The sequence below is a fragment of the Nocardia takedensis NBRC 100417 genome (genome assembly GCF_000308695.1).
GTDB lineage: Bacteria > Actinomycetota > Actinomycetes > Mycobacteriales > Mycobacteriaceae > Nocardia > Nocardia takedensis.
Map to the genome: position 1 here is coordinate 15,577 of NZ_BAGG01000018.1, position 25,616 is coordinate 41,192.

Annotated in this window: 18 protein-coding genes; 12 read left to right on the forward strand and 6 right to left on the reverse strand. The window is 71.0% G+C overall.

The window, feature by feature from the left end; genetic code table 11:
• The first annotated feature begins 121 nt into the window (after positions 1 to 121).
• From ON30_RS03985 to ON30_RS04000, 4 genes are read left to right on the forward strand one after another with little or no spacing between them, the layout of a single operon-like run.
• The gene (locus ON30_RS03985; RefSeq protein ID WP_040704288.1) at positions 122 to 13,345 is read left to right on the forward strand and encodes a non-ribosomal peptide synthetase; all 13,224 of its coding nucleotides are present in this window, start codon (positions 122 to 124) and stop codon (positions 13,343 to 13,345) included.
• Positions 13,342 to 14,316 (forward strand): ATP-binding cassette domain-containing protein, encoded by a 975-nt coding sequence (locus ON30_RS03990; RefSeq protein ID WP_040704289.1) that lies wholly within the window; start codon positions 13,342 to 13,344, stop codon positions 14,314 to 14,316. Before ON30_RS03985 ends, ON30_RS03990 begins: the two co-directional genes overlap by 4 nt.
• Positions 14,313 to 15,134: an ABC-2 transporter permease gene (locus tag ON30_RS03995; protein WP_040704290.1), complete on the forward strand. Its 822-nt coding sequence runs from the start codon at positions 14,313 to 14,315 to the stop codon at positions 15,132 to 15,134. Before ON30_RS03990 ends, ON30_RS03995 begins: the two co-directional genes overlap by 4 nt.
• A complete protein-coding gene (locus tag ON30_RS04000) occupies positions 15,131 to 15,955 on the forward strand; it encodes an ABC transporter permease (RefSeq protein WP_051028909.1) in 825 nt (274 codons plus the stop codon). The genes ON30_RS03995 and ON30_RS04000 overlap by 4 nt, the downstream gene beginning before the upstream one ends.
• Position 15,956: 1 nt before the next feature.
• Here the strand turns inward: ON30_RS04000 and ON30_RS40840 are convergent, their stop codons facing one another.
• The 4 genes from ON30_RS40840 to ON30_RS04020 form a co-directional block, all read right to left on the reverse strand.
• Positions 15,957 to 16,385 (reverse strand): hypothetical protein, encoded by a 429-nt coding sequence (locus tag ON30_RS40840; protein WP_245553933.1) that lies wholly within the window; start codon positions 16,383 to 16,385, stop codon positions 15,957 to 15,959.
• A 56-nt stretch (positions 16,386 to 16,441) separates the two neighbouring features.
• A complete protein-coding gene (locus ON30_RS04010; RefSeq protein ID WP_040704291.1) occupies positions 16,442 to 17,230 on the reverse strand; it encodes an HNH endonuclease family protein in 789 nt (262 codons plus the stop codon).
• Positions 17,231 to 17,863: 633 nt separating this feature from the next.
• Entirely contained in the window at positions 17,864 to 18,184 is a 321-nt protein-coding gene (locus tag ON30_RS04015; RefSeq protein ID WP_040704292.1) for a hypothetical protein, read from the reverse strand.
• A gap of 96 nt (positions 18,185 to 18,280) precedes the next feature.
• Complete coding sequence (locus tag ON30_RS04020) at positions 18,281 to 18,823, reverse strand: YaeQ family protein (protein WP_040704294.1); 543 nt, start codon at positions 18,821 to 18,823, stop codon at positions 18,281 to 18,283.
• A 60-nt stretch (positions 18,824 to 18,883) separates the two neighbouring features.
• Between ON30_RS04020 and ON30_RS04025 the strand changes: the two genes are divergently transcribed.
• The 4 genes from ON30_RS04025 (at position 18,884) to ON30_RS04040 (ending at position 22,156) form a co-directional block, all read left to right on the forward strand.
• Positions 18,884 to 19,315, forward strand: a complete 432-nt coding sequence (locus ON30_RS04025; RefSeq protein WP_040704295.1) for a hypothetical protein — start codon at positions 18,884 to 18,886, stop codon at positions 19,313 to 19,315.
• A 99-nt stretch (positions 19,316 to 19,414) separates the two neighbouring features.
• A complete protein-coding gene (locus tag ON30_RS04030) occupies positions 19,415 to 19,885 on the forward strand; it encodes a hypothetical protein (protein ID WP_157183599.1) in 471 nt (156 codons plus the stop codon).
• 139 nt (positions 19,886 to 20,024) lie between these two features.
• Positions 20,025 to 21,683, forward strand: coding sequence for a TerD family protein (locus ON30_RS04035; protein WP_040704297.1), 1,659 nt, complete (start codon positions 20,025 to 20,027; stop codon positions 21,681 to 21,683).
• An 80-nt stretch (positions 21,684 to 21,763) separates the two neighbouring features.
• Positions 21,764 to 22,156: a hypothetical protein gene (locus tag ON30_RS04040; protein WP_040704298.1), complete on the forward strand. Its 393-nt coding sequence runs from the start codon at positions 21,764 to 21,766 to the stop codon at positions 22,154 to 22,156.
• A 135-nt stretch (positions 22,157 to 22,291) separates the two neighbouring features.
• Here the strand turns inward: ON30_RS04040 and ON30_RS04045 are convergent, their stop codons facing one another.
• On the reverse strand, positions 22,292 to 22,498 hold the full coding sequence (locus tag ON30_RS04045; RefSeq protein ID WP_040704300.1) for a hypothetical protein: 207 nt from the start codon (positions 22,496 to 22,498) through the stop codon (positions 22,292 to 22,294).
• Between the two features lie 122 nt (positions 22,499 to 22,620).
• Positions 22,621 to 23,283 (reverse strand): phosphate signaling complex PhoU family protein, encoded by a 663-nt coding sequence (locus ON30_RS04050; protein WP_040704301.1) that lies wholly within the window; start codon positions 23,281 to 23,283, stop codon positions 22,621 to 22,623.
• A gap of 99 nt (positions 23,284 to 23,382) precedes the next feature.
• Between ON30_RS04050 and ON30_RS04055 the strand changes: the two genes are divergently transcribed.
• From ON30_RS04055 to ON30_RS04070, 4 genes are all read left to right on the forward strand, one after another.
• The gene (locus ON30_RS04055; RefSeq protein ID WP_040704317.1) at positions 23,383 to 24,183 is read left to right on the forward strand and encodes a transglutaminase-like domain-containing protein; all 801 of its coding nucleotides are present in this window, start codon (positions 23,383 to 23,385) and stop codon (positions 24,181 to 24,183) included.
• Between the two features lie 32 nt (positions 24,184 to 24,215).
• On the forward strand, positions 24,216 to 24,608 hold the full coding sequence (locus ON30_RS04060) for a nitroreductase/quinone reductase family protein (RefSeq protein WP_040704302.1): 393 nt from the start codon (positions 24,216 to 24,218) through the stop codon (positions 24,606 to 24,608).
• 144 nt (positions 24,609 to 24,752) lie between these two features.
• Positions 24,753 to 25,169, forward strand: coding sequence for a hypothetical protein (locus tag ON30_RS04065; RefSeq protein ID WP_040704303.1), 417 nt, complete (start codon positions 24,753 to 24,755; stop codon positions 25,167 to 25,169).
• Between the two features lie 36 nt (positions 25,170 to 25,205).
• Positions 25,206 to 25,616: hypothetical protein (locus ON30_RS04070; protein WP_040704304.1), on the forward strand; the 411-nt coding region annotated here is incomplete at its 3' end.

The window sequence follows — 25,616 nt, forward strand, 5'->3', positions numbered from 1 at the left end:
AATTATGCGCACGCTGGTCGCTTCACCCGCCGAGAGCTCGTTCCCCTGTTCGAGCCGTATCCGCGCGCCCGCCGCGCCGCCTGTCTCACTCCCGTAGAACCTCGCCACGCAGGAATCATCCATGCCACAGCGTTCCGTCACGTCGCTCGTCCCGGACTCCGCCCCGTCCGTCGACGCCTTCCCGCTCTCCGCCGCGCAGCGCGGAATCTGGTTCGCGCAACATTTCGCGGGCGCGACGCCGATTTCCATCGCGCAATATACGGAATTGGACGGTCCGATAGATCTGGACGTGCTCGCCGACGCCGCGCGGCGGGCGGGCCGGGAATTCGGCACCGGATATCTGCGCTTGGTCGAGATCGACGGAATTCCGCACCAGTGCGTCGATCCCACGTTGGACGACACGCTGGGCGTGGTGGATCTGCGCGGCGAGGCCGATCCGGTCGCCGCCGCGCACGCGTGGATGCGCGCGGAGTATTCCGCGCCCTTGGATCTGCTCACCGATCGTCTGGCCGCGACGACGATGCTGCGGATCGGGGACCGGCACTGGTTCTGGTATCAGCGCATCCACCACATCGTGCTGGACGGGTTCGGCGCGATGACGATGTTGCAGCGCGTCGCCGAGCTCTACAACGCCGCCGTCGACGGTGTCGACGCGCCGCCGAGCCGGGCCGAGGACCTGCGGGACATCGTCGAGGCCGACACCGCCTACCGCGCCTCGCGGCGCTTCGTCGCCGACGGCGAGCACTGGCGCGCGCACCTGTCCGGGATGGCCGAGCCGGTGGGGTTGGCGGGGCATTCCGCGCCCGCGCAGGCGCATCCGCGCCTGGCCGCCGGTCAGGTCCCCGCCGATACCGCCGCCCTGCTCGACGCGGTGGCCCGCGCGGAGAACTCGAGTGTCGCCCCGGTCGTGGTCGCGGCCTTCGCCGCCTACCTGTCGGCGATGACCGCGACGCCGGAAGTGGTGTTGAGTCTGCCGGTCTCGGGGCGGACCACGGCGTCGCTGCGCCGCTCCGGCGGGATGGTCGCCAATGTGGTGCCGCTGCGGTTGCGCGTAGATCCGACCGCGACCGTCGGCGCGCTGATCCGGGCCGCGCAGGGCGAGTTGACGGGCGCGCTGCGCCGCCAGCGCTACCGCCAGGAGGACATTGTCCGTGACCTGGGCCTGCCGGTGGACGAGGCGGTCTCGTTCGGGCCGACGGTCAACCTGATGATGGTCGACACCCGCCTGACGCTGGGGTCGGTGGTGGGTCGGATGCACGTGCTGACCTCGGGCCTGATCGAGGACCTGTTCCTGAATCTGTATCCCGGTGCGGGCGCGGCGAGTTCGCACATCGATTTCCAGGCCAACCCGAATCTCTACGGCGAGGTCGAACTCGCCGGTCAGCACCGCCGCTTCCTGGAGTTCCTGCACGCCTTCCTGGCCGCGGGCGTGGACGCGCGGGCGGGGGCGATTCCGGTGCTCTCACCCGCGGAGGCCGCCGAGTTGGCTCCCGCGCGCGGTGTCGAGGGCCTGCCGGCGCGCACCTTCGCGCAGATCCTCGCCGACGGGGCCGCGCGTGCTCCGGAGGCGGTCGCGCTGCGGGACGAGCGACGGACCCTGACCTACCGCGAGGCCGAGGAGTACACCGCCCGCCTCGCCCGTACCCTGCTCGCCGCCGGGGCCGGACCCGAACGCGCGGTGGCGATCTCGATCCCCCGCTCGGTGGACTCGGTGCTGGCCATGTGGGCGGTCGCGCGGACCGGGGCGGCCTTCGTCCCCATCGACCCCGGCTATCCGGCCGACCGCGTCGAGTACATGATCGGCGACAGCGGCGTGGTGGCGGGCCTGACCGTGGCCGCGGCGCGGGAAGCGCTGCCCGACACCGTCTCCTGGACCGTGCTCGACGACCCCGCGACAGCCGCGGCGATCGCCGCCGAGGACGCGGCCCCGATCACCGCCGCGGACCTGCCGCGTGCCGCGCACGTCGACCAACTCGCCTATCTCATCTACACCTCCGGGTCCACCGGTCTGCCCAAAGGCGTGATGGTCTCCCATCGCGGCCTGGCGAATCTGGTGGCCAGTTCCGGCTCGCGGTTCGGGGTGGACGCGGAGTCGGTGGTGGCGCACGCGGTCTCGCCGAGTTTCGACATCTCGGTGGAGGAACTGCTGGTCGCGCTGGCCGCCGGGGCTACCGTCGCCGTGGTCCCGCCGGCCGCCTACGCGGGTGAGGATCTGGCCCGCCTGCTGCGCGCGCATCGGGTCACCCACCTGAACGTGACGCCCGCCGTGGTGAATTCGCTGGACCCGGCGACGCTGCCGGACCTGCGCACGGTCGTCGTCGGCGGCGACGCCTGCCCGCCGGAACTGGTGGCCAAATGGGCGGGCCGCACCCTGTTGAACGGGTACGGCCCCACCGAGACCACGATCACCGTGACGCTCAGCGCGCCGATGACCCCGGACGCACCGATCACCATCGGCGGCATCACCCGCGGGGTGCGCGCGGTCGTGCTGGACCCGTGGCTGCGCCCGGTCGCGCCGGGCGTCGCGGGGGAGTTGTACCTCGGCGGTCCGGCGGTGGCGCGCGGCTACCACCGACGCAACGGACTCACCGCGAGCCGTTTCGTCGCCGATCCGTTCGCCGCGGGCGAGCGCCTCTACCGCACCGGCGATCTGGTGCGCTGGCTGCGCACCGACCGCGGCTGGGAACTGGATTACGCCGGTCGCGGCGATTTCCAGGTCAAGATCCGCGGCTACCGCATCGAGCTGGGGGAGATCGACGCGGCCCTGCAACGGTTGCCCGGCGTCGACTTCGCGCTGACCCTGGGGGCGAGCACCCCGGCGGGCGCGACCGCGCTGGTGTCCTACGTCCTCGCGGTGCCCGGCGTCGACCTGGTCGGCGAATCGCTGCGCGTCGCGGTCGGCGAACATCTGCCGTCCTACATGGTGCCGACGGTGATCACGGTGCTCGACCATCTGCCGCTGACCCCGGTCGGCAAGGTGGACCGCCGCGCGCTGCCCGCACCGGACTTCGCCGCGCCGCAGCGGGAGCGGCGCGCGCCGTCGACCCCGCGCGAACAGACCCTCGCCGCGCTGTTCGCCGAGGTGCTGGGCCTGGACGCGGTCGGCGTGGACGAGAACTTCTTCGCCCTCGGCGGCGACAGCATCGTCTCCATCCAACTCGTCTCACGTGCCCGCACCGCCGGACTGCACCTCAGCGCCCGCGACGTCTTCGAGCGCAAGACGGTGGCGGCGCTGGCCGCGGTCGCGACCGAGGTGGTCGACACCGTGGCCGAATTGCCCGGCGGCGGTGTCGGTCCGGTGCCGCTGACCCCGATCGTGCACGCGATGCTCGAGGACGGCGACACTTGGCGGCGTTACGCCCAGGCCGTCCTGGTGAGGTTGCCCGCCGAGGTCGATCCCGCCGCCGCGCCCGCCGCGGTGCGGACGCTGCTCGACCATCACGACCTGCTGCGCTCCCGACTGCGCCGGGTGGATTCGCGCTGGGACTGGACCGTCGACGCGCCCGGCGCCCTCGACGCCGACGCGCTGATCGAGGTGTGCGTCGCGACCGGCGATCCGGAGACCTTCCGCGAAGCGGCGCTGCAGCGCGCGGCCGACCACCTCGATCCCGCCGAAGGGGTGATGGCCCGGTTCGTGCTCGTCCTGCCCGAAGCCGGAACGGAATCGGCCCCGCACCTGTGGATCGTGCTGCACCACCTGGTCACCGACGGCGTCTCCTGGCGGACGCTGCTGCCCGATCTGGCGACCGCCTGGTTCGGCGGCGAACTCGACCCGGTCGGCACGTCCTACCGCCGCTGGGCGCACGCCCTCGTCGAGCAGGCCCCCGACCGCCGCGCCGAACTCCCGCTGTGGCAACGCATCATCGCGACCCCGGACCCCGCGCTCGGGGACCGGCACGCCGATCCCGAGCTCGATGTGGTCGCCACCCTCGCCGAACTGCGCACGACCCTGCCCGTCGACCTGGCCGACACCGTCCTCGACGCGGTACCCGCCCGATTCCACTGCGGCGCGGACGACGTGCTGCTGACGGCGCTCGCGCTGGCCCTGGCGCGCGTGCGCGGCACGACCGCCGCGCTGATCACCGTCGAGGGGCACGGCCGTGAGGAATCGGTGCTGCCCGGCGCGGACGTCGCCCGCACGGTGGGCTGGTTCACCACGGTCTACCCGGTCGGCCTCGATCTGACCGGCGTCGACGTGGACGACGCCTTCGCGGGTGGCCCGTCCGCGGGCATCGCCCTGCGCGCGGTCAAGGAACAACTGCGCGCCGTTCCCGATCGCGGCGTCGGCTACGGCATGCTGCGCTACCTGGACGAGGCGCCCGAGCTCGCCGGAACCGCCGCACCGCAGGTCAGCTTCAACTACCTGGGCCGGGCGGGAACCGGGGACGGCCCGTGGCTGCCGCGCCGTTTCGCCGCCACCCGCGACGACCGCGCCCCGCTGCCCGCCGTGCTCGACATCAACGCGATCATGGGCGCGGACGGCCTGGAGACCACTTGGGCCTACGCCTCGCGTGTCCTGGACGCCGACCGTGTCGCGGAACTGGCCGAGGCGTGGTCGACCGCGCTGTCCGCCCTCGCCGCCCACGCCGCGACCCCCGACGCGGGCGGCCACAGCCCGTCGGATTTCCCGCTGACCGCCGTCACCCAGGACGACATCGACACCTGGTCGCGCGCCTACCCGGACCTGCGCGACGTGTGGCCGCTCTCGCCGCTGCAATACGGCCTGCTCTTCCACGCCTGGTACGACACCGACACCGCCGACGGCTACACCGTGCAGACCCGCCTGGACCTGGCGGGCAGCGTGGATTCGGCCCGGTTGCGCCGCGCCGCGCAGACCGTGGTCGACCGGCACGACAATCTGCGCGCCGCGTTCGTCGAGACCGCCGACGGCCCGCGGCAACTCGTGCCGGCCAGCGCCGAGGTGCGCTGGGCGGACATCGATCTCACCGGTATCGCCGATCCCGCCGAGCGCGAGCGCGAACTCGCCCGCCGCATCGCCGTGGACGCGGCGACCCGCTTCGACCTGACCCGTCCGCCGCTGCTGCGTTTCCTGTGCCTGCGCACCGACGCCCAGCGCTGGACCCTGCTGATGACCAACCACCACGTCGTCCTGGACGGGTGGTCGACGCCGCTGCTGGTGCGCGAACTGCTCACCGTCTACATCGCCACCGGCGCGGGCGCCGAGGTCGCCGACGTGCTGGCCCCCGCGCCCTCCTATCGCGGATTCCTGTCCTGGCTGGCCGACCGCGACGACGCGCGCGAGTCGGCCGAGGTGTGGCGGGCGGCGCTGGCCGGGATCGACGCGCCCACCCGGGCCGTCGCTACGCTGGCCGACATCACCACCACCGAGTCGGCGACCGTCTCGATCGACCTGCCCGCCGACCTGATCGCGCGCCTGGAAGCCACCACCCGCGCCGCGGGTGCGACGGTGAACACGGCGGTGCAGGCCGCGTGGGCGCTGTTGCTGGTCATGCTGACGGGTCGCACCGACGTGGTGTTCGGCGGCACGGTGTCCGGTCGCCCGCCGCAACTGCCCGGCGTGGAGGACATGGTCGGGCTGTTCATCAACACCCTGCCGGTGCGGGTCCGCCTCGACCCGGCCGAACGGGTCGCGGACCTGCTCGCGCGGGTGCAGGCCGAACAGGCCGCGCTGCTGGACCACCAGCACATCGGCTTGGCCGCCATCCACCAGGCCGTCGGTCTGGCCGAACTCTTCGACACGCTCACGGTGTTCGAGTCCTACCCCATCGATCGCGAGGCGCTGTCGCAGTCGATGGACGTGGCGGGCATGCGCGTCGTGGACGTCACCGGCACCGACGCCACCCCGTACCCGCTCAATCTCATGGTGATCCCGCTGCGCGGCTCCGAGGGCGACACCTTGCGGGTCTCGGTCAAATACCTGGTGGATCATCTGGATTCGGCCTCGGCCACGCGCCTGCTGGACCGTTTCGTGCTGCTGCTGACCCAACTGGCCGAACGGCCCGAGGCCCGGATCGCCGCTCTCCAGCACTGCGACGACGCGGAACGGGCCGCCCTGCTGCCGGTGCGCGGCCCGGAATCGGTGGCCTCGCGCACCCTGCCCGAGGTGCTGGTCGCGGGCGCGGCCATCGATCCGGACGCGCTCGCGGTGAGCGCGGGCGAACAGTCCATGACCTACCGCGAACTCGACGCCTGGTCCAACCGTTTCGCCCGGGTGCTGCTGCGGCGCGGCATCGGCGCGGAGGTGTTCGTGGTGCTGGCGCTGACCCGCTCGGTGGAGTCGGTGGTCGCGGTGTGGGCGCTGGCCAAGACGGGCGCGGCGTTCGCGCCACTGGACCCGAACTATCCGGTGGAGCGGATCGAGCACATCCTCTCGGATTCGAAAGCGCCTATCGGCGTGACGGTCCGCGCGACCGGCGAGACCCTGCCCGGCACCATCGACTGGTTGCTGCTCGACGACCTCAACACCATCCGCCGGGTGATGACCGTCTCGGACGCCCCGATCACCGACGCCGAACGCGGCGGCGCGATCCGCACCGACCAGACCGCCTACCTCATCTACACCTCCGGTTCCACGGGCAAGCCGAAGGCCGTGCTGCTCGGCCATCGCGGCATCGCGAATCTGGTGACCGCGCAACGCGAGACCCTGGACCTGGACCCGAGCGCGCGCGCCCTGCAAGTGGCCTCGCCCAGCTTCGACGCCTCGGTGTTCGAGTTGCTCACCGCGCACGCGCACGGCGCGCGCCTGGTGCTGTCCCCGCCGGAGGTCTACGGCGGCGCGGAACTGGAAGCGCTGCTGCGCGAGCAGCGGGTCACCCACGCGGTCATCACGCCTTCGGTGCTGGCCACCATGGACCCCGACGGTCTGCCGGACCTGCGGGTGCTGTCGGTGGCCGGTGAGGCCGCGGGCCCCGAACTGGTCGACCAGTGGGCGCGCGGACGCCGCATGGCGAACCTGTACGGCCCCACCGAATTCAGCATCTGGGCCAGCGGTCCCGGCGAACTGCGTCCCGGCGCGCCGATCACCATGGGCGCGCCCCTGCGCGGCGCGGCGGTGACCGTCCTCGACGCTTGGCTGCGTCCGGTGCCGGTCGGCGTGGAAGGCGAACTGTATCTGGCGGGTCCGGCGATCGCCCGCGGCTACTTCAACCGCTTCGGGATGACGGCGGCGCGCTTCGTGGCCGACCCGCACGGCGCGCCGGGGGAGCGGATGTACCGCACCGGCGACATGGTCCGCTGGGTGCACCGTGACGGTGTGCTGGAACTGGAATACCTGGGTCGCAGCGATTTCCAGGTCAAGATCCGCGGCCTGCGGATCGAACTCGGCGAGATCGACGCCGTGCTGAGCGCCGACGCCGACGTCGACTACGCGGCCACCCTCGGCTGCCCCGGTCCGAGCGGGGAGATCGTGCTGGTCTCCTACGTCGTCCCGACCGCACGGTGGCGCGAATCCCACGGCGCGGACGCCGACTTCGACACCGAACGACTGCGCGCGCGGGTGGCGGGCAAATTGCCGGGATTCATGGTGCCCAGCGCCGTGGTGACCTTGGCCGACGTCCCGCTGACCCCGGTCGGCAAACTCGACCGCAAGGCGCTGCCGGTCCCGGATTTCGCGGCGTTCCAGCGGCCCTACCTCGCCCCGCGCACGCCCGTGGAAGCCGCGGTAGCCGACGTCTTCGCCGAAGTCCTCGACACCGAACGGGTCGGGGCCGACCACTCGTTCTTCGAACTCGGCGGCAATTCGCTCAGCGCCACCAAGGTGGTCGCGCGGATCAACGCCGCCCTGGGGTCGACGATCGCGCTGCGCGACCTGTTCGACGCGCCCACCGTCGCCCAGTTGGCGGCGCGCGTGGTGCCCGCCGGGGAGGGGACGCGCGCCCGGTTCGAGCTCGCGCGCCGCATCCGCCCCGACCGCGTCCCGCTCTCGCCCGCCCAGCAGCGCATGTGGGTGCTCAACCGGCTCGAACCGTCCTCGCCCGCCTACAACATCGCCGTCGCGCTGCGGTTGACCGGCGACCTGGACGTCGCGGCCATGCGGACCGCGCTGACCAGGGTGGTCGACCGGCACGAGAGTCTGCGCACGATGTATCCGGCCGACGCGGATGGCCCCCGGCAGGTCGTCGTCGCGACCGCTGTCGCCGCGCCCCCGCTCGCGGTGGTCGAGGTCGCCGACGGCGCTCCGCTGCGCGCCCGCATCGCCGACCTCGCGGGCGTCGGCTTCGATCTGACCACCGAGGCGCCGCTGCGCGTCGGCCTGTTCCGCGTCGCCGCGCCGCCCTCGGGCAACGGGGCCGCGCCCGAACACGTCGTCGTCCTGGTGGTGCACCACATCAGCGCCGACGGCGCGTCGATGGCCCCGCTCGCGGGTGATCTCATGACCGCCTACGCCGCGTGCGTCGCCGGCGTCGACGCCGCGTTGCCCGCCCTGCCCGTGCAGTACGCGGATTTCGCGCTGTGGCATCGCGAACTGCTCGGCGACGAAGCCGATCCGGATTCCCTGGCGGCGCGGCAACTCGACCACTGGACGCGCACCCTCACCGGTGCGCCCGACCTGCTGGAACTGCCCGCCGACCGCCCGCGTCCGGCCGTGCAGTCGCTGCGCAGCGCGGACCTGGACTTCACCGTCGACCCGGCCCTGCACGAGCGCGTCACCGAACTGGCCGCCGCGAACGACGTCAGCCTGTTCATGGTCGCGCACGCCGCGCTCGCGATCCTGCTGGCCCGCCTCGGCGGCACGCCCGACGTGGTGGTGGGCACCGCCGTCGCCGGGCGCGGCGAGGCCGCGCTCGACCCGATGGTCGGCATGTTCGTCAACACCGTCGCCCTGCGCACCCCCGTGGACCCCGACCTGGGCTTCCGAGAATTCCTGTCCCGGGTCCGTGCCTGGGATCTGGACGCATTCGCCCACGTCGACGTGCCGTTCGAGCGCTTGGTGCAGGTGTTGAACCCAGCCCGCTCGACCGCGCACCACCCGGTCTTCCAGGTGTCGCTGTCGTTGCAGAACTTCGTCGAGCCGACCTTGGAACTGCCCGGTCTGACCGTGCGCGTGGAGGATCTCGAACGCGACGCCGCCCAGTTCGACCTGTCGTTGGACCTGCGCGAACGCCGGTCCGAGACGGGGGCGCACGGGATCGACGGCGTGCTGACCTACGCCACCGACCTGTTCGATCCGGCGAGCGCTGCCGCGCTGGTCGCCCGCTGGCGGCGGGTGCTGGCCGCGGTGGTCGCCGACCCGGACCTGGCGCTCGCGGCGATCGACGTCCTCGCGCCCGAGGAGCGCGTCGACCTGGTCCCGGTGCGCGGCCCGCGCGGCGGCGGCACCGTCCCGCTGCCGTGGCTGCTCACCGAATCCGCGCTGGCCCACCCCGAACGGGACGCGATCGTCTTCGCCGACACGACCCTGACCTACGGCGAACTGGAAGCGCGATCCAACCGTTTGGCCCGACTGCTGATCGCGGCGGGCGCGGGACCGGAGACGGTCGTCGCGCTGGGCCTGACCCGCGGCGCGCACCTGCTGATCGGCCTGTGGGCCGTCGCGAAGGCGGGCGCGGCCTTCCTGCCGGTCGACCCGCGCCACCCGGCCGACCGCATCGAACACATGGTGCGCGATTCCGGTGCGGCACTGGGGCTGACCACGCTCGCCCACCGCGACGCCCTGCCCGAGCACGCGCGGTGGTTGGCGCTCGACGACCCCGAATTCCTCGCCGCCGCACACGGAATCGGCGCGCACACGCTGCGCTCCACCGACCTGCGCGCCCCCATCCGTCCCGACCATCCGGCCTGGATGATCTACACCTCCGGGTCGACCGGCACGCCGAAGGGCGTCGCGGTGACCCACCGCGGTCTCGCGGATCTGGTGACGGCGCAACAGGAATCGCTCGGACTCGACGCGGACGCGCGCGTCCTGCAGGTCGCCTCCCCGAGCTTCGACGCCTCGATCTTCGAGGCGCTGATGGCCTTCGGGTCCGGCGCGACGGCGGTCGTCGCGCCGCCGGAGGTGTTCGGCGGCGACGCGCTCGCCGACCTGATCGAGGCGCGGCGGGTCAGCCACATGGTCATCACCCCGTCCGCGCTGGCGACCGTCGACCCCGAACGGGTGTCGAGTGTGCGGGTGCTGGCGGTGGCGGGCGAAGCCGTCGGCCCCGAACTGGTGCAGCGGTGGGCGGTCGGCCGGACCATGGTCAACCTGTACGGGCCGACCGAATTCACCATCTGGGCCACCGGTTCCGCGCCGCTGCGGCCCGACGAACCGGTCACCATCGGCACGCCGATCCGCGGCGCGGCGGTCCTGGTCCTCGATGATCGGCTGCGCCCGGTGCCCGTCGGCATGGCCGGTGAGCTGTACCTGAGCGGCCCGGCGCTGGCCCGCGGCTACCACGCGCGTCCCGACCTGGACGCGGCCCGTTTCGTCGCCGACCCCTACGGCGAACCGGGGGAGCGGATGTACCGCACCGGCGACCTGGTCCGCTGGATCAGGGTGCGCGGCGAGCTGCGCTTGGACTACCTGGGCCGCACCGACTTCCAGGTGAAAGTGCGCGGACAGCGCATCGAACTCGGCGAGATCGACGCCGTGCTCGGCCGCGCGCAGGGCGTCGACTTCGCCGTGACGCTGGGCGTTCCCGGCCCGACCGGGTCCACCGCGCTGGCCGCCTACGTGGTGCGCGAACCCGGCGCCGATCCCGAGATCGCCGCGCTGCGGGCGCACGCCGCGCAGGCGCTGCCGGGTTACATGGTGCCCGCCGCGATCACCGTCCTGGACGCCCTCCCGCTCAACGCCGTCGGCAAATTGGACCGCAAGGCGTTGCCGGAACCGGTCTTCGCCGACGACACCACCCCGTACGTGGCGCCGTCCACGCCGACCGAACATGTTCTGGCCACCGTTTTCGCCGCCCTGCTCGGCCGCGAACGGGTGGGTGTGGACGATTCGTTCTTCGCCCTCGGCGGCGACAGCATCCTGGCCATCCAACTGGTGTCGCGGGCCCGCGCCGAAGGCGTGACCGTCACCCCGCTGCAAGTGTTCGAGCACCGCACGGTCGCCGCCCTGGCGGCGGCCGCCGACGCCGCGGGCGCGACCGCGGTGCTCGAGGAACTGCCCGGCGGCGGGGTCGGCGAGATCCCGCTGCCGCCGATCGTGCGCTACATGCTCGACCGCGGCGGGGACCACGACCGCTTCGCCCAGACCGCCGTCCTCGAACTGCCGGTCGGCATCACCCACGAACAGATGGCCGCCACCCTGGGTGCGGTGGTCGACCGCCACGACATGCTGCGGTCGCGGCTGCGGCGCGACCACACCGGCGAATACCGCCTGGAGGTCGCCGAACCCGGCTCGGTCGACGTGGCCGCGCTGATCCACCGGGTCGAATTCGCGGCCGACGCCGACGCGGTCGACCTGCGCGAATTCGCCGCCGCCGAAACCGACGCGGCGATGAACCGACTGCGTCCCGCCGACGGCACGGTGCTCGGCTTCCTCTGGCTGGACCCGGTCGGCGACGCGGGCAGTCGTAGTCGCGCGGGTCGCCTGATCGTGCTGGCCCACCACTTGGTGGTCGACGGGGTGTCCTGGCGCATCCTGGTGCCGGATCTCATGGCGGCCTGGGCGCAGGTCTCCGCGCACGCCACACCCGTCCTCGCCGATACCGGCACCTCCGTGCGGCGCTGGTCGCACGCGTTGGTCGAGGAGGCGCACCGGCCGGAGCGGGTCCGCGAACTCGACCACTGGCGCGCCCTGCTGGACGGCCCCGATCCCGGATTCGCCGCACGCGACCTCGATCCCGCCGTCGACCGGGCCGACACCCTGCGACGCGTCGAGGTGGAGGTCCCCGCGGACGTCACCGCGACGTTGCTGACCACCCTGCCCGGTCTGTTCCACGGCGGCGTCGCCGACGCCTTGGTCGCGACCCTGGCCCAGTCCGTGCGCGAGTGGCGGGCACGCACCGACGACAGCGTGCTGATCCGCATGGAAGGCCACGGTCGCCAAGAGGAGATCGTGCCCGGCGCGGACTTGTCGCGCACCGTCGGGTGGTTCACCACCATCTACCCCGTCCGGGTGCCGGTGTCCGGGGCAGCCGACCCCGGCGACGCGATCCGCGCCGCCAAGCACGCCCTGCTCTCCGTGCCGGACAAGGGCATCGGCTACGGACTGCTGCGCTACCTGAACGAGGAGACCGCGCGCGCCCTGCCCGCGCGGTTGCCGGGCCGAATCGCGTTCAACTACCTGGGTCGCTACTCCACCGGCGACATCCCGGAAGGGCTCGAGGGCCTGGGCTGGCTGCCCACCGACGAATTCGGCGACCTGCCCACCGACGAATGCCCGGATGTGCCCGCCCAGGCCGAGATCGACGTCAACGCGGTCGTCGTGGGCGAGCGGTTGCAGGCCAGTTTCGGCTACCCGGCCACGCTGCTCGACGGTGAGGACGTCGCCGACCTGGCCCGCGGCTGGGTCGACGCCCTGACCGCCGTCGCCGACTACGCGCACACCCCGGCCGCCCGGGAGGCGGGCGCGGCGGAGGAACGGGCGATGGCCGAGGCGGCGGCGCGCACCCGTGGATCGGGCGGCCTGGGACTGGACGTCCTGCTGCCGATCCGCGCCGACGGCGACCGGCCCGCGCTGTTCTGCGTGCACCCGTCCTCGGGGATGGCCTGGACCTACCTCGGTCTGGCCGAAGCCCTCGCGCCCGACCGCCCGGTCTACGGTCTGCAAGCGCCCGACCTGAGCGGGCGCGAACCCTCGGCCCGCAGCATCGAGGAATTCGCCGACCGCTACGTCCGCGAGATCCGCGCCGTCCAACCGCACGGCCCCTACCACCTGATGGGCTGGTCCTTCGGCGGACTGATCGCGCACGCCATCGCGACCCGACTCGAACGCGACGGCCACGAGGTCGGGGTGCTGGCCCTGCTGGACGCCGACACCGCCGACATCGACGGCGACAGCATCGAACCCCTCACCGCGGGCGCGTTCATCAGCACCTTCGGCGCGGTCTTCGGCATCGACGACGTCCCCGCCGACGCCACCGCCGCACAGGCCGCCGACCTGATCCGCGCCCGGATGGGCGGCGCCGCGCTGGTCGACGCCGACACCCTGGAACGGATGGCGGGCTCCTACAACGCCTCCGCGCGCACCAGGACCGGCTACCGGCGACCCACCTACCGCGGCGACGTGCTGTTCGTCAGCGCCACCGTGGACACCTCCGAGATCTTCGACCCCGAGGGCTGGCGGCCGCACGTCACCGGGGACATCGACGTCGTCGAGATCGAGACCACCCACGACGAACTGACCGCGCCGCACGTGCTGCCGCTGATCGCGCGGGCACTGGACGACCACATGACCGCGCGGGAAGCCCGCCCGACACAGGAGGCACAGCAGTGAGCGATACCGGAGTAGTGGTCGAGGGCGTCGAGAAATCCTTCGGCGACGTCCACGCCCTGCGCGGCGTGGACTTCGCCGCCGCGCAGGGGGAGGTGCTCGGCATCCTCGGCCCCAACGGCGCGGGCAAGACCACGACCGTCAACATCCTGTCCACCCTCATCCCGCCCGACCGCGGCCGCGCGGTAGTCGCCGGGCACGACGTGGTCGCCGACCCGGCCGCGGTGCGCCGCGCGATCATGCTGACCGGACAGTTCGCCGCCCTGGACGACATGCTCACCGGCCACGAGAACCTGGTCATGTTCGGCAGGTTGATGGGGTTGCGCAAACGCGCGGCCCGCGCCCGCGCCGACGAACTGCTCGGCGAATTCGACCTCACCGACGCCGCGGGCCGCCGCGTCGGCACCTACTCCGGCGGTATGCGCAGGCGTATCGACATCGCCTGCGGGTTGGTCGTGCGCCCGGACGTCGTCTTCCTGGACGAACCCACCACCGGTCTGGACCCGCGCAGCAGGCAGGGCGTCTGGGATCTGGTGACCGGCTTCCGCAAACACGGCATCACCACCCTGCTGACCACCCAGTACCTCGAAGAAGCCGACGCCCTGTGCGATCGCATCATCGTCATCGATCACGGCGTCGTCATCGCCGAGGGCACCGCCGACCAGCTCAAATCCCGCACCGGCGGCAGCTACTGCGAAGTGGTGCCGCTGCGCATGGAAGACCTGCCCGCCGTCGCCACCGCGCTGGGACCGCTGCTGCCCGAGGACACCCGCGTCGACCTCGCGCCCGACGCCGACCGACTCGCCATCCCCGCCCCGGAAGGGGCCAAGACCCTCGCCGAGGCGCTGCGCCGACTCGACGCCGCCGGCGTCGAACTGGTCGACATCGCCCTGCGCCGCCCCTCGCTCGACGAAGTGTTCCTGCACCTGACCGGCCGCCCCGCCGAAACCGCCCCCGAGGAGGCACGCACATGACCACCGGCGTCTGGCTGGCCGAAGGACCGGCCGCCCCGGTCCGCGCCCAACAGTGGTGGGTGCTGACCTCCCGGCTGATCGCCCCCGCGATCCGCAGCGGCGAGGTGCTGACCTCGGTGTTCGCGCCCATCGCGTTCACCGCCAGCTTCTACATCCCGCTCAAGACCGTGATGATGTTCTCCGGCAACGGGTTCAGCAGCTACGCGCAATACATGATGCCGATCGTCATCCTGCAAGGCGCGGCGTTCACCTCCGTCGGCGCGGCGTTCCGCTCGGCCACCGACGCGGTCGCGGGCCTGGACCGCCGCTTCGGGGCGATGCCCATCGGCGCGTTCGTCCCCGTCGCGGCACGCATGTCCGGCAACGTCTTCCGACTGGTCATCGCCCTGATCGCCGCGCTGATCTGCGGCCACGTCATCGGCTTCCGTTTCTGCCTCGACACCGCCCACACCCTCGGATTCCTGGCCTTCTCCCTGCTGATCGGCATCACCCTGACCCTGGCCGCCGACGTCATCGGCACCGTCTCGCGCAGTCCCGAGGCCACTACCCAGGCCCTGGTGCTGCCGCCGCTGATCTTCGGCATGCTCTCCACCGGACTCGCGCCCGCGAGCCAATTCCCCGACTGGATCGAACCGTTCGTGCGCAACCAACCCATCTCCCAGTGGGTCGCGGCGCTGCGCGCGCTGGCCGGTGACACCAGCGGCAACGCCGACCCGGTCACCTGGTCGCTGATGATCCCGCCCCTGCTGTGGGCGCTGGGCATCCTGCTGATCTGCTTCCCGCTCGCGTTGCGACTGAGTTCGAGGAGGACCCGATGACCCTCGCACAGAGCGTCGTCCGCAGCGTCGGCGTGCGCGGCGCGGGCGAAGCCGGACCCGCCACCCTGGTCCGGCACACCGCCATCCAGACCCAACGGCTGCTGCTGCGCTGGTCGCGCAGTCCGGTCGCGCTGCTCGAGACCCTGATCATCCCGTGCCTGCTGCTGCTGATGCTCGACATCGTCGTCGGCAACCAGATCCAGAAGTTCGTCGGCACGAACGCCCTCTACGGGTCGGTGCCCATGGTCGCCATCGTCGGCGCGCTGTCCGGCGCGGTGGCGAGCGGGGTCATGCTGGGCCGCGAACGCGACGAAGGGCTGCTGGCGCGGTTCTGGGTGCTGCCCGTGCACCGCGGCTCCGGACTGCTCGCCCGCGTCCTGGCCGAAGGCTGCCGCATCCTCGCGGGCACGCTGGCCGTGGTGCTCGTCGGCTACCTGCTCGGATTCCGTTTCCAGCAGGGCCCCGCCGCCGCCCTGCTGTTCATCGCGATCCCCGTGCTGTTCGGGCTCGGCTTCGCCACCATGGTCACCGCCATCGCGGTCTTCTCGGCCAAGGCGACCCTGGTCGAAGGCGTGATGATCCTCAGTTCGCTGCTCATGTTCTTCAGCACCGGATTCGTGCCGCTGGCCGCCTACCCCGAATGGATCCAGCCGCTGGTCCGCAACCAGCCCATGTCGGTCGCGGTGGACACCATGAAGGCGCTGTCGCTGGGCGGGCCGCTCGCGCACCCGCTCCGCCTGACCCTGATGTGGTCGATCGGCGCGCTCGTGGTGTTCGCGATTCCCGCGGCCATCGGATACCGGCGGGCCAGTCGGCGGTAGATCAGGTCGCCGGAGAGGGTGGAGGCGGAGCCTCGCCCCCCGGCGCGGTGTTCGGAGACGAAGCGCCGCCGTCGGTGGTGGGAGTTGTGGATTCCGGGGCGTCGCCGGCCGGACCGTCGGGCACGGCAGCGCCGCCGGGCTGTGCCTCCGTGCGGCCGGTCGTAGACGCGCCCGGGGAGGGTGCCGAGGTCGGGGGTTCGGATGCCGTGTCCGCCGCCGACGCGGGCGGCGCTTCGAACGGCACGGTGTTGCCCGCCGCGTCCTTCGTGCCGGCCGCCGCTTCGATGGCGGCGGCGAGTTCGGCGACCGAACCCCAGGTGCGCGGGGGTTCGGCGTCGAAATTGCCGATGGTGAACCAGTCCTCGGTCTCGCGGTAGCGGACCAGGCCCTTGCCGGTGTCGTCGACGGTGACGTCGAGCTCACCGGACATCGTGCCCTCCTCTTCGGTGAGGACCGATGTTTTCACGGTGAGCTCGACGATGTCGTTTATCTGAATTCTCCTCGGCCTGCGCAGTCGTCGATCGCGGCAAGGATCGCCGTACGTTCGGCGGGATCGACGGTCAGCCCGTACTTTACTTTGACCGTGACGTAGCGTTCGAGATAGACACACCGGAAGCTGCCCGGCGGCAGGTAGTTGGCGGCGTCCTGGTCGCCCTTGGAGCGGTTCGCCGACGGGTCGCTGGCTTCCAGGTTCAGCGCGTCGTTGGCGATGCGGCGGCGGGTGTCCTCGTCCAACTTGTTCGCCCCGGACCGCCACGCCTCGGCCAGCGCCACGATGTGCTCGGCGTCGACGTCGGCCGGATCGGTGATGAACTTGTAGGGCTTGAGCTGTCCGGTCTTCGAGTCGAGGAAGCCGTAGGCGTCCTGCCAGCCGCCGCCCGCACCGACTTTCAGGTCACAGGTCTTCGGGTCGAGGGTGACCGGGCCGGTGGCGTCGCGCAGCATCATCACCTCGCGACTGGTGCACTTGGCGTATTGCGCGTATTCCGTGCCGAATCCGTGTTCGGGCTTGTTGGTGTCCCAGTGCGGGAACTTCTCTCGGCTGTAGCCGGACATCGACGCCTCGGCCCCGTCGACCAGCGCGCCCGCCTTCGCGCGGATCTCGGCCGCCGACATGCTCGTCTGCGCCGAGGCCGCCGGACCGCCCGCCCCGCCGCTGTCGATGACCGCGGGTTTCTCGGTGCCCGCACAGGCGGTGAGCACCGTGGCGGCCAGGCAGAGCGGGGCGTACACCGCGAGGGACCGACGCGGGCCGCGGGGGGAAAACCACTTCACTACGAACTCCATCGAACAGGACCGCAACCATGTCGCGCTGCGTCGGAATGCTGTATTCGTTCGGTTACCGAATCGGCGTCAAGCTACCTGGACACAGGCCGACGGAATGGCCGCGCCACGTATGAGATTCGGCACAATCACGGTGGCCACCATTGTGGGGCAAGCGCACTCGGATCGAAAGTCCGGCGAAGTCCGGTCCGCCCCCGAGTCGCCGTGCCGGCGCCGACTCGGGGGCGGTGGATCACGACGAGACCGTCGTCGGCGCGTGCGTGCGGGCGGGTGTCCAGGCCGACCGCGAACGCGCGCCACCACGGGGCTGATGAGGGGGACGTCCCGAGGTGGCACCGCGCGCCGATGGATCTCGTGCGTGAAGTTCTGGAAGGTCATGCGGTGTCGGTCCGGGGAGTTCGGGCCGGTCCGATCCGCTGCGATCTACGTACTCGAATAGTAGATAGATGTCGCCGATGTGGCAACCACGTTACTTATCTGCGAAAAGGTGGTTAACCGAACGAAAGGTTGCCGGAGATCTACGGGATAGCTACGGAATCGCAGGTCGACAGCACGGTTCATCGCCACGCTGACCGCCGCGTCGGGGGTCGCTCTCGTGGCGAGCGTCACAACCCGGCCGGCCGGTCACCGCAGGAATTCGAGGTCGTGGTCCTCCCGCCCCGCCCACCAGGCATCCAATCCACCCTCGTCGAAAGCCTCCGGCGGAAGGCGATATTCGCCCGGCGCGTCGTGGGACAACGCGCCCGAACGGATCGTCGCCTCCCGAATCGCGCGCACGGCCGCCACCACCGGCGGATCCGGCTGGGTGAACGAGCAGTCGTGGCCGTTCTGGAAGGCGTACAGCGCGGCGATGGCGTCACGGACGGACGGGTCCTCGTCGGGATATCGCGCGTGCAGTGCCCGGATCGACCACTCCACGACATCTTCGATCGCGTGCAGCGACATCAGTCGCGTCTTCTCTCCACGGCCGAAAGGGTACCGGCGGACCACCGCCCGCCGCGCGCGGGGTGGGCATCGAAAATCGCTGGCGCGCAGCGGAGATCAGGCGAGGCGGTACTCCGTCACCGTCGAACTCGCGTGCACCCCGTTGACCTCGAGGAACAACTGCCCCTCGGTGACCGACAGACTCGCGGTCGTGCGCCGCTCCAGCGCCGAAGCGACCGTGTCCACGAATTCGCGATCGAACGCGTAGAGCGGAATCGTGCGCGCCTCGTGGATCCGCTTGCCCGACAACTGCGCCAACACCCGCTCCGGGTCGCGATGGGTGTAGATCGCGGTCCGCTCGGCCAGTTTGCTGCCGCGATGCACCCGCTCGGCGTCCGGCGCGCCGATCTCGATCCACCCCGTCAACCTGCCCGTGAGGTCACGCACCAACACGGCGGGTTCGTCGGTCGAGGACACCCCGCCCTCACTGAACGCGATCCCCTCGCGAAATTCCAAGCAGTAGGCCAGCAGACGCGTCACCAGGAACTCGGCGGTCTCCGACGGATGCCGCGCCACCCGCAGCGACAGGTCCTCGTAGACGCCGCGATCGACATCGGCCACCTGAATGTTCACGGTATACACGGTCGCGCTCAGAGCCATAGTCGCCGAAGCCTAGACCACCGCCCGCCGGCCCCCGCCGCCCCGGTTACGGTGTCCGCCGTGCCGAACCCGAACACCTACGCGCTCTACGCCTGGGGCAACTGGATCCAGGAGTGCGAAATCGACCGCCGCCCAACCTGGCTCGATCCGGCCGTACTGCGCGGCGACCGTGTCCTAGAAGACCCCGACCTCACCATCTACGACGGCGAGCCCCTGCGCGTGGACGCGAGCATCTCCCTCTACCTGGTCGATGGCGATTTCGTCCTCGGCCGAGACTTCACGCCCACCGATGCCCCGTGGCGCGCCTACTACCTGCGCCTCGAATCCGACGGCACTTTCGACGCGGCCTTACGTCTGGCCACCATTCTCGAAGAACAAGCCGATCTCTACCGCGACCCCGACCCGGCCACCAACCCCCTCCCGATCGGCGAAATCCACACCACCTGGGAAGACCCCCACGGCCAATGGGACCTGGCCCTCCTCCGCCTCTGATCTCCGATCAGGTTGCTGAAATATGCAACCAGCTGGGAAAACGCCTTCGTGATGTGACCTGCGCGGGTAGGCTTTCGGCCCGACCGGAAGGAGTCGACGATGGCCCGCTCTCTCGCTCGTCGAACTACCCGTCGCACGGCGGCGGCAGCTGTCATCGGCTCAGCGCTGCTCGCGGTCACGGCGTCATCGGTGGCCGCCGCTCCACATGCTTCCTCGGGAAGCGGTGCGGCGCGTGTTCAACAGGTGACGCAGTTGAACGACTACTGCGAGGTCCCGGGCGCCGTCGCGCACTTGGCCGATGGCAGGACCGTCTATTGTGTCCGGGTCGAGAGAACCGACGCCTACGTCTGGTCCTATCAGCGAGGAAATCTGACTCACGACCCCAATCAGCGGGGATACAGCTGTGGTGACAACGGGTGCCGCTTTCCCGACGGCAGCGAGGTGCCGGGCTACCAACGGTGCGGCATCCTGTGCGGCGAACCGCCTACGAGTGGTGATGTGCAGAGCGGTCTCGCGGAATGTTTCGAATCGGGCGAAGACTTCGAGGTGTGCGAGGGTCGCATTCGCTGAGAAGGCGCGGGGTGTTCCATCTGCGGGCAGGGCCGGAGCGGAATCTGTTGGCCCCTGGATGTTTTCCCGGATCAGAAACCGATTGCCCGGTATGTGACGGGGCGTAACGCGGTGCCTCGCGAATGCGGTGTCACGGGGCGTGAGGCTCAGCAGGGGAGCGAATGCTCCGGTGAACATGTCGGTTGCCACAGTGGTGCTCGAGTGGGGTACGCGCGGCGCGGTCGATACCCAGGCGCTCCTATTGGCCGACAACGGCAAGATCCGCGGCGATGACGACTTCGTTTTCTACAACGCGCCGAGGCACCCGTCCGGTTCGGTCGCACTGGATCGACCCGCGTCCGGTCGTGCGGCGCTGACGGTCGCGCTGACGACCGTACCGACGGATGTCGCCCGGATCGTCATCGCCGCCTCGGTCGATACCGATACGTTCCGTGAGGTCACCGACCTGCGGCTCGAGGTCCGTGACGGGCTGAGCGCGGTGCTGACGTGCGATGTGGAACAACCGGATGCGGTGACCGCGATGGTTCTCGGTGAATTCTATCGCCGTGACGGGGCGTGGAAGTTCCGCAGCGTCGGCCAGGGCTGGGCCAATGGATTGCGCGGGCTCGCCGAGGAATTCGGTGTCGCGATCGATGACGACCTGGAGTCTGCCCCGGCTCCCGCACCTGTCGGCAGCCCGGTACCCGCGCCCGAGTTCTCGACGCCTGCTCGCTCTCGGTCCGAGATGGCCGCCGGTTGGTATCCGGACGACGATGATCCCGGTCGGATCCGCTGGTGGAACGGGACGGCTTGGACCGGCGACATCCGCACTGTCTTCGGTGGGGATCCCTCCGTGTGCGAGCGGTGCGGCAGACCCCGACGGGTGCCGCGATTCGGTTCGCCGCCGCCGTGCCGGTGGTGCGAGTCCGAGGTGAACGGGTTCATGGAGACGTGGCGATCGCAAGCATGGCAGACGTTGACCACGGCCGGCCCTCGTGGCCCCGCCTGGGAGGAGTTGTGGGTGGCGCTGCGATTCCAGCGGATCCACGAGGCGACCGGTCGTGAGGCCCTGCGCCCTCTGGCGATCGCCTACCTGGAGCGTGTTGTCACCTTCGCCTTCGCCGACGACGAGATCGAGGAGCACGAACTCGACGGCTTCCAAGCGGCGGTGAACGATCTGACCGCCGCGGTCGACCTCGGCGCGGCTCGGCAGCGAGTGGATGAACTGAGTATGCGCATGCGCCGCGGGCGCGCGTTGACCCAGGTGCGGGCGGGGGAACTGCCCAGGGTCCAGCGTCCGGGCCTGCATCTGGAAGCCGACGAGATCGCTTACGTGGATGTCGACGCCGCGCAGGTCAAATACCTGGCCTCCGGCCCACGACACACTCCGGGGCGACTGATCGGCAGCAGCAAGAAGCTGCGGTTCGTCAGCCCGGGCGCGGGTGCCGAACTGCCCTGGGCGAAGGTCGTGTCGATCTCCAGCGAGTACGGGAATGTCCTCGTCTCGGCTTCTACGGCTCGTGGTGGCGGCACCTATCGTGTTCCCGACCCGGAGTACGTCGCCGCTGTGCTCGAAGGTGCGCTGCGAGTCGCCAAACGACTGGTACTGGCACCGGGACAACGGGATTCCCGGTCGATTCCGCCGGATGTGAAAGCCGAGGTCTGGCAGCGTGACGGCGGCCGGTGCGTGCAGTGCGGGGACGCCCACTATCTGGAGTTCGACCATGTCATCCCCCTGAGTCGTGGTGGCGCCACGAGCGTCGGCAACCTCCAGATCCTCTGTCGCCGATGCAATCTCGAGAAAGGTGCGCGTATGTGACCCGGCGGGCGAAGAGTCGGCCGGGAGGGGTTGGGTGGGGAATAGGGGTGGGGGGTGGTAGAGGGGAGCAGACTGGGGGGATGGGTGAGCAGTTGGTGGTGGTCGACGCGGCGAATGTCGTGGGGTCGCGGCCGGACGGGTGGTGGCGGGATCGGGCGGGGGCGGCGCGGCGGTTGTTGGCGGCGTTGACCGGGTTGGCGGTGGGTTCCGAGCGGCCGGGGGAGGTCGTGGTGGTGTTGGAAGGGGCCGCCAACGCCGCGGCGGGTGACGCGCCGGCGAGTGCGGCGGTGCGGGTGGTGACGGCCGCCGGTTCCGGTGACGACGCGATCGTGGACGTGGTGGACGCCGCCGCCCGGTCCGGGCGTGCGGCGATCACCGTGGTCACCGCGGATCGCGGACTGCGCGCGCGGGTGGAGGCGTTGGGGGCCGAGACCGTCGGCCCCCGGTGGCTGCTGGAACGTCTGGACTCCTGAGCCGGCCGGCGGCACGCACTCGGTAGCGGGGCGCCCAGCGGGTACGGGCGCACCACATGGCCGAATTCGCTGGGCGAGCGCGCCACCGGATGAGCACGCCCGCAACGGACTTCGAGTGCCGCGCGCCCGAGTGGATCAGGGGAGCGTGCACCCTTGCGGGATGGTGGGCCCGGCGTCCGCGCTGATCGTGCCGTAGGTCAACAGCGACTTCAGCAGGCAGACCGGGTCGCCGAAGCACCCGGCTGAACCGGTGGAGGTGTCCGCGGTCGCCGTCGAGGACGCGCCGAGGACGAGTCCGGTGGCCGCGGCCGTCAACAACGCGCCGCGCACGAGGTTCTTCATCTGTTTCCCTACTGTCGAACGAGTGCGCGCCCGCTCGGCGCGCGTGATCAACGTAGGGAGATCCGATCCCCTGCTGCCGGCCCCGAATTCCGGTGCCGCGAACTCGGGCGAGCGCCGCGGGGTCAGTCCTCGTCGGTGTGGAGGTCGGCGAGTTGGGCGGTGGGCGGGATGCCGGTGTCGAGGAAGCGGATCAGTCGGTGGATGCGGTCGGTGTGGTCGATGCATCGGCGCAGGCGGTCGCCGAGCAACGCGAGGTCGACGGCGGTGTCGAGGGGGAGTTCGGCGGCGGTGAGGGCGGTGCGCAGGCGGGTGTCGAGTTCGGCCATGCGCGTGGCGGATTCGGTGTCGTCGGTGTCGTATCCCCTGGATACGGCCTGTCCGGAGACCGCGGTGCCCTGGGCGGCGAGTTGGCCCATCGCGGCGAGGATCTCCACGATCGCCTGCGGTCCGACGCGCTCGGGGTGGGCGCGGTAGGTCTGGTCGGCGACCCGATTGGTGAGCGCGCCGATCCGGGACAGTTCGCTCACGATCTGGATGGCGGTGACCACGTGACGAAGATCACGAGCCACGGGGGCTTGGAGGGCGAGCAACACGACGGTGCGCGCCTCGCACGCGCCGTACATCTTCTGCAATTGCTCGTCGAGCGCGAAGACCTCGTAGGTAGCCTGGAGATCGGCGTCGACGAGGGCGTCGACCACGCGCGCGACGGCGTCGTGGGCGACTCGGCACATCAGCGTCAGGTCGTTCGTCAACGCGATGAGCTCGTGAGTGAACTGGGTCCGCACGCGCAGATTCTCTCCTATCGCGCGCCGGTCGAGTACACGAATCCCGGCGTGGGACGATCCGACAGGCCGAGTCGGCGATCCTCGGGCAGTATCTGTCGGGTGAAGCGTGATGTGTCGGCCCATCTGGAAGTGGCGGTTTCCGCGTCCGCGGACCTGGAGTTCCAGATCACCGTCGCCCGGGCGCCCGGCCTGGCCATCGACGAGTCGCTGACCTTCGCCCTGGACGGCGAACCCGTGGACCCGATCGAGATCGTCGGACCGCACGGCACCCGCATCCATCGCCTCGCGGTCGGCTCGGGCACCTTGGTCGCCGACTACAGCGCCACCGTCCTGGGCAATGCCCGTCCGCAACCGGCCACCGACTACGACCTGGCGCTGTACCTGCGCCCGAGTCGCTACGCCGAATCCGACAAACTGCACACCTTCGCGACGGCCGAATTCGGCGACGGCTCGCCCGCCGAGCAGGTGGCGGCGATCCGCGCCTGGGTGGCTCGGCGGTTGCGTTACGCGGCGGGGGTCAGCAGGCACACCGACGGCGCGGTGGACACCCTGCTCGCCGGTTCCGGGGTGTGCCGGGACTTCACCCACCTCACGGTGGCCCTGCTGCGCGCGGTGAAAGTGCCCGCCAGGCTGGTCGCGGCCTACGCGCCCGGGTGCTGGCCGATGGATTTCCACGCCGTCGCCGAGGCGCACGTCGACGGCGCGTGGCAGGTGCTCGACGCCAGCGGCCTGGCCCCGCGCAGCACACTGGTCCGCATCGCCACCGGACGCGATGCCGCCGACACCGCCTTCCTGGACAACCACGGCGGTGAGATCTACGTCAACGCGATGTGGGTGAAGGCGTTCGTGGAGGGGATGCTGCCCCTGGACGACCACACCTCCCCGGCTGTTCTGCACTGACGGGTCCGCCGGTCGGGTGTTACCGTCATCGGGTGTCCAGGAACGACATTCAGCATCGCGTGGTCACCGCGTTCCAGCGCCGCGTCGGCAATCCGCTGCTGCGCAGGCTGCCCGGACACCAGTTGCTGGAGACCGTCGGCCGGGTGAGCGGTCGGCCGCGGATCACCCCGATCGGCGGCAGGCGCGAGGGTGACGCGTTCTGGCTGGTCTCCGAATTCGGCGAGCGCTCGCAGTATGTGCGCAACATTCGCAAGGACAACCGGGTTCGCGTCCGGTTGCGGGGGCGCTGGCACACGGGCACGGCCGTCCTGCTGCCCGAGGACGATCCCGTCGCGCGGTTGGCGACGCTGCCCCGAGGCAACAGCGCGGTGGTGCGCGCGGTCGGCACCGATCTGCTGACCATTCGGATCGATCTCGACCAGTGAACCTCCCGTTAAGGGATGGATCAGCGCGTCGAGCGGGCGATCTGGATCGTTGGACAATAGTGATCTTTGACCTGGCAACTCTCGGGTAACCTCCGAAAAGGATCAACTTTCGTGACGGCGTCCCGGCTGGGAAGGCGGTAGGCGATGGTGGAATCCGGCGATGGTCCCCCACCCGGGAACGGCAGGCCAGAGAACAGCACGCGCGTACTGGCCATCGCGGCGGCCGTCGCCGCGGTGGCGGCGTTCGCCGTCGCGATCGGACTGATGATCGGCGCCGACGGCGATCAGGAGAACGCCCCCGCCTCGACCACCACGACCGCACCCGTCGCCTCGGTGACGGTGCCGCGCACCACCGTCGCGGTTCCACCGTCGGAGGCGGGACGGTTCTCCGCGCCGAACACTTCGCCCTTGCCGACCCGGCCCGCGCATCAGGTCGGCGAGGGTTGTTCCGACGGCGGCGTCCCCGGACGGTGGGATGTCGTGACCGGCCGCGGGTGGGTCTGCGTCCCCACCGCCGCCGTGCCCACCCCGTCCGCGCCCACGTCACCGGGCGGCGGCTGAGGTCCGACGTTCCGATCGACCAGCGAAGGCGGTGCGATGGAGACCGACAGGACGACACCGGAGGACAATCCGCTGGGCCGCCGGGTGCTGGCGGCGGCGATGATCGTGTGCACCTTCCTCGGACTGATCGTCGCGATAGGTCTGATGCTGCGCACCAATCTGGACGACTCCGCGCGCGGCCCCGCCACCCCGCCCCTGGAGGTCGACCCGCCCGCTCCCGTCTACCAGGTCGGCGGCGACTGTTCCGCGGGCGGCATCTCCGCCCAGTGGGATCTGCGCGACGGTCAGTTGAACTGTGTGGCGCGCGACAAGATCCGCGATATGCACCGCCCGGGTGAGGACTGCTCCCACGACGGCATCGCCGCGAACTGGCAGTTCCCCGTGGACCGCTGGGTCTGCGTGCCGGGTGCGCCCACCTCCGCGCCCGCAGCCGCCCCGGCCCCCGCG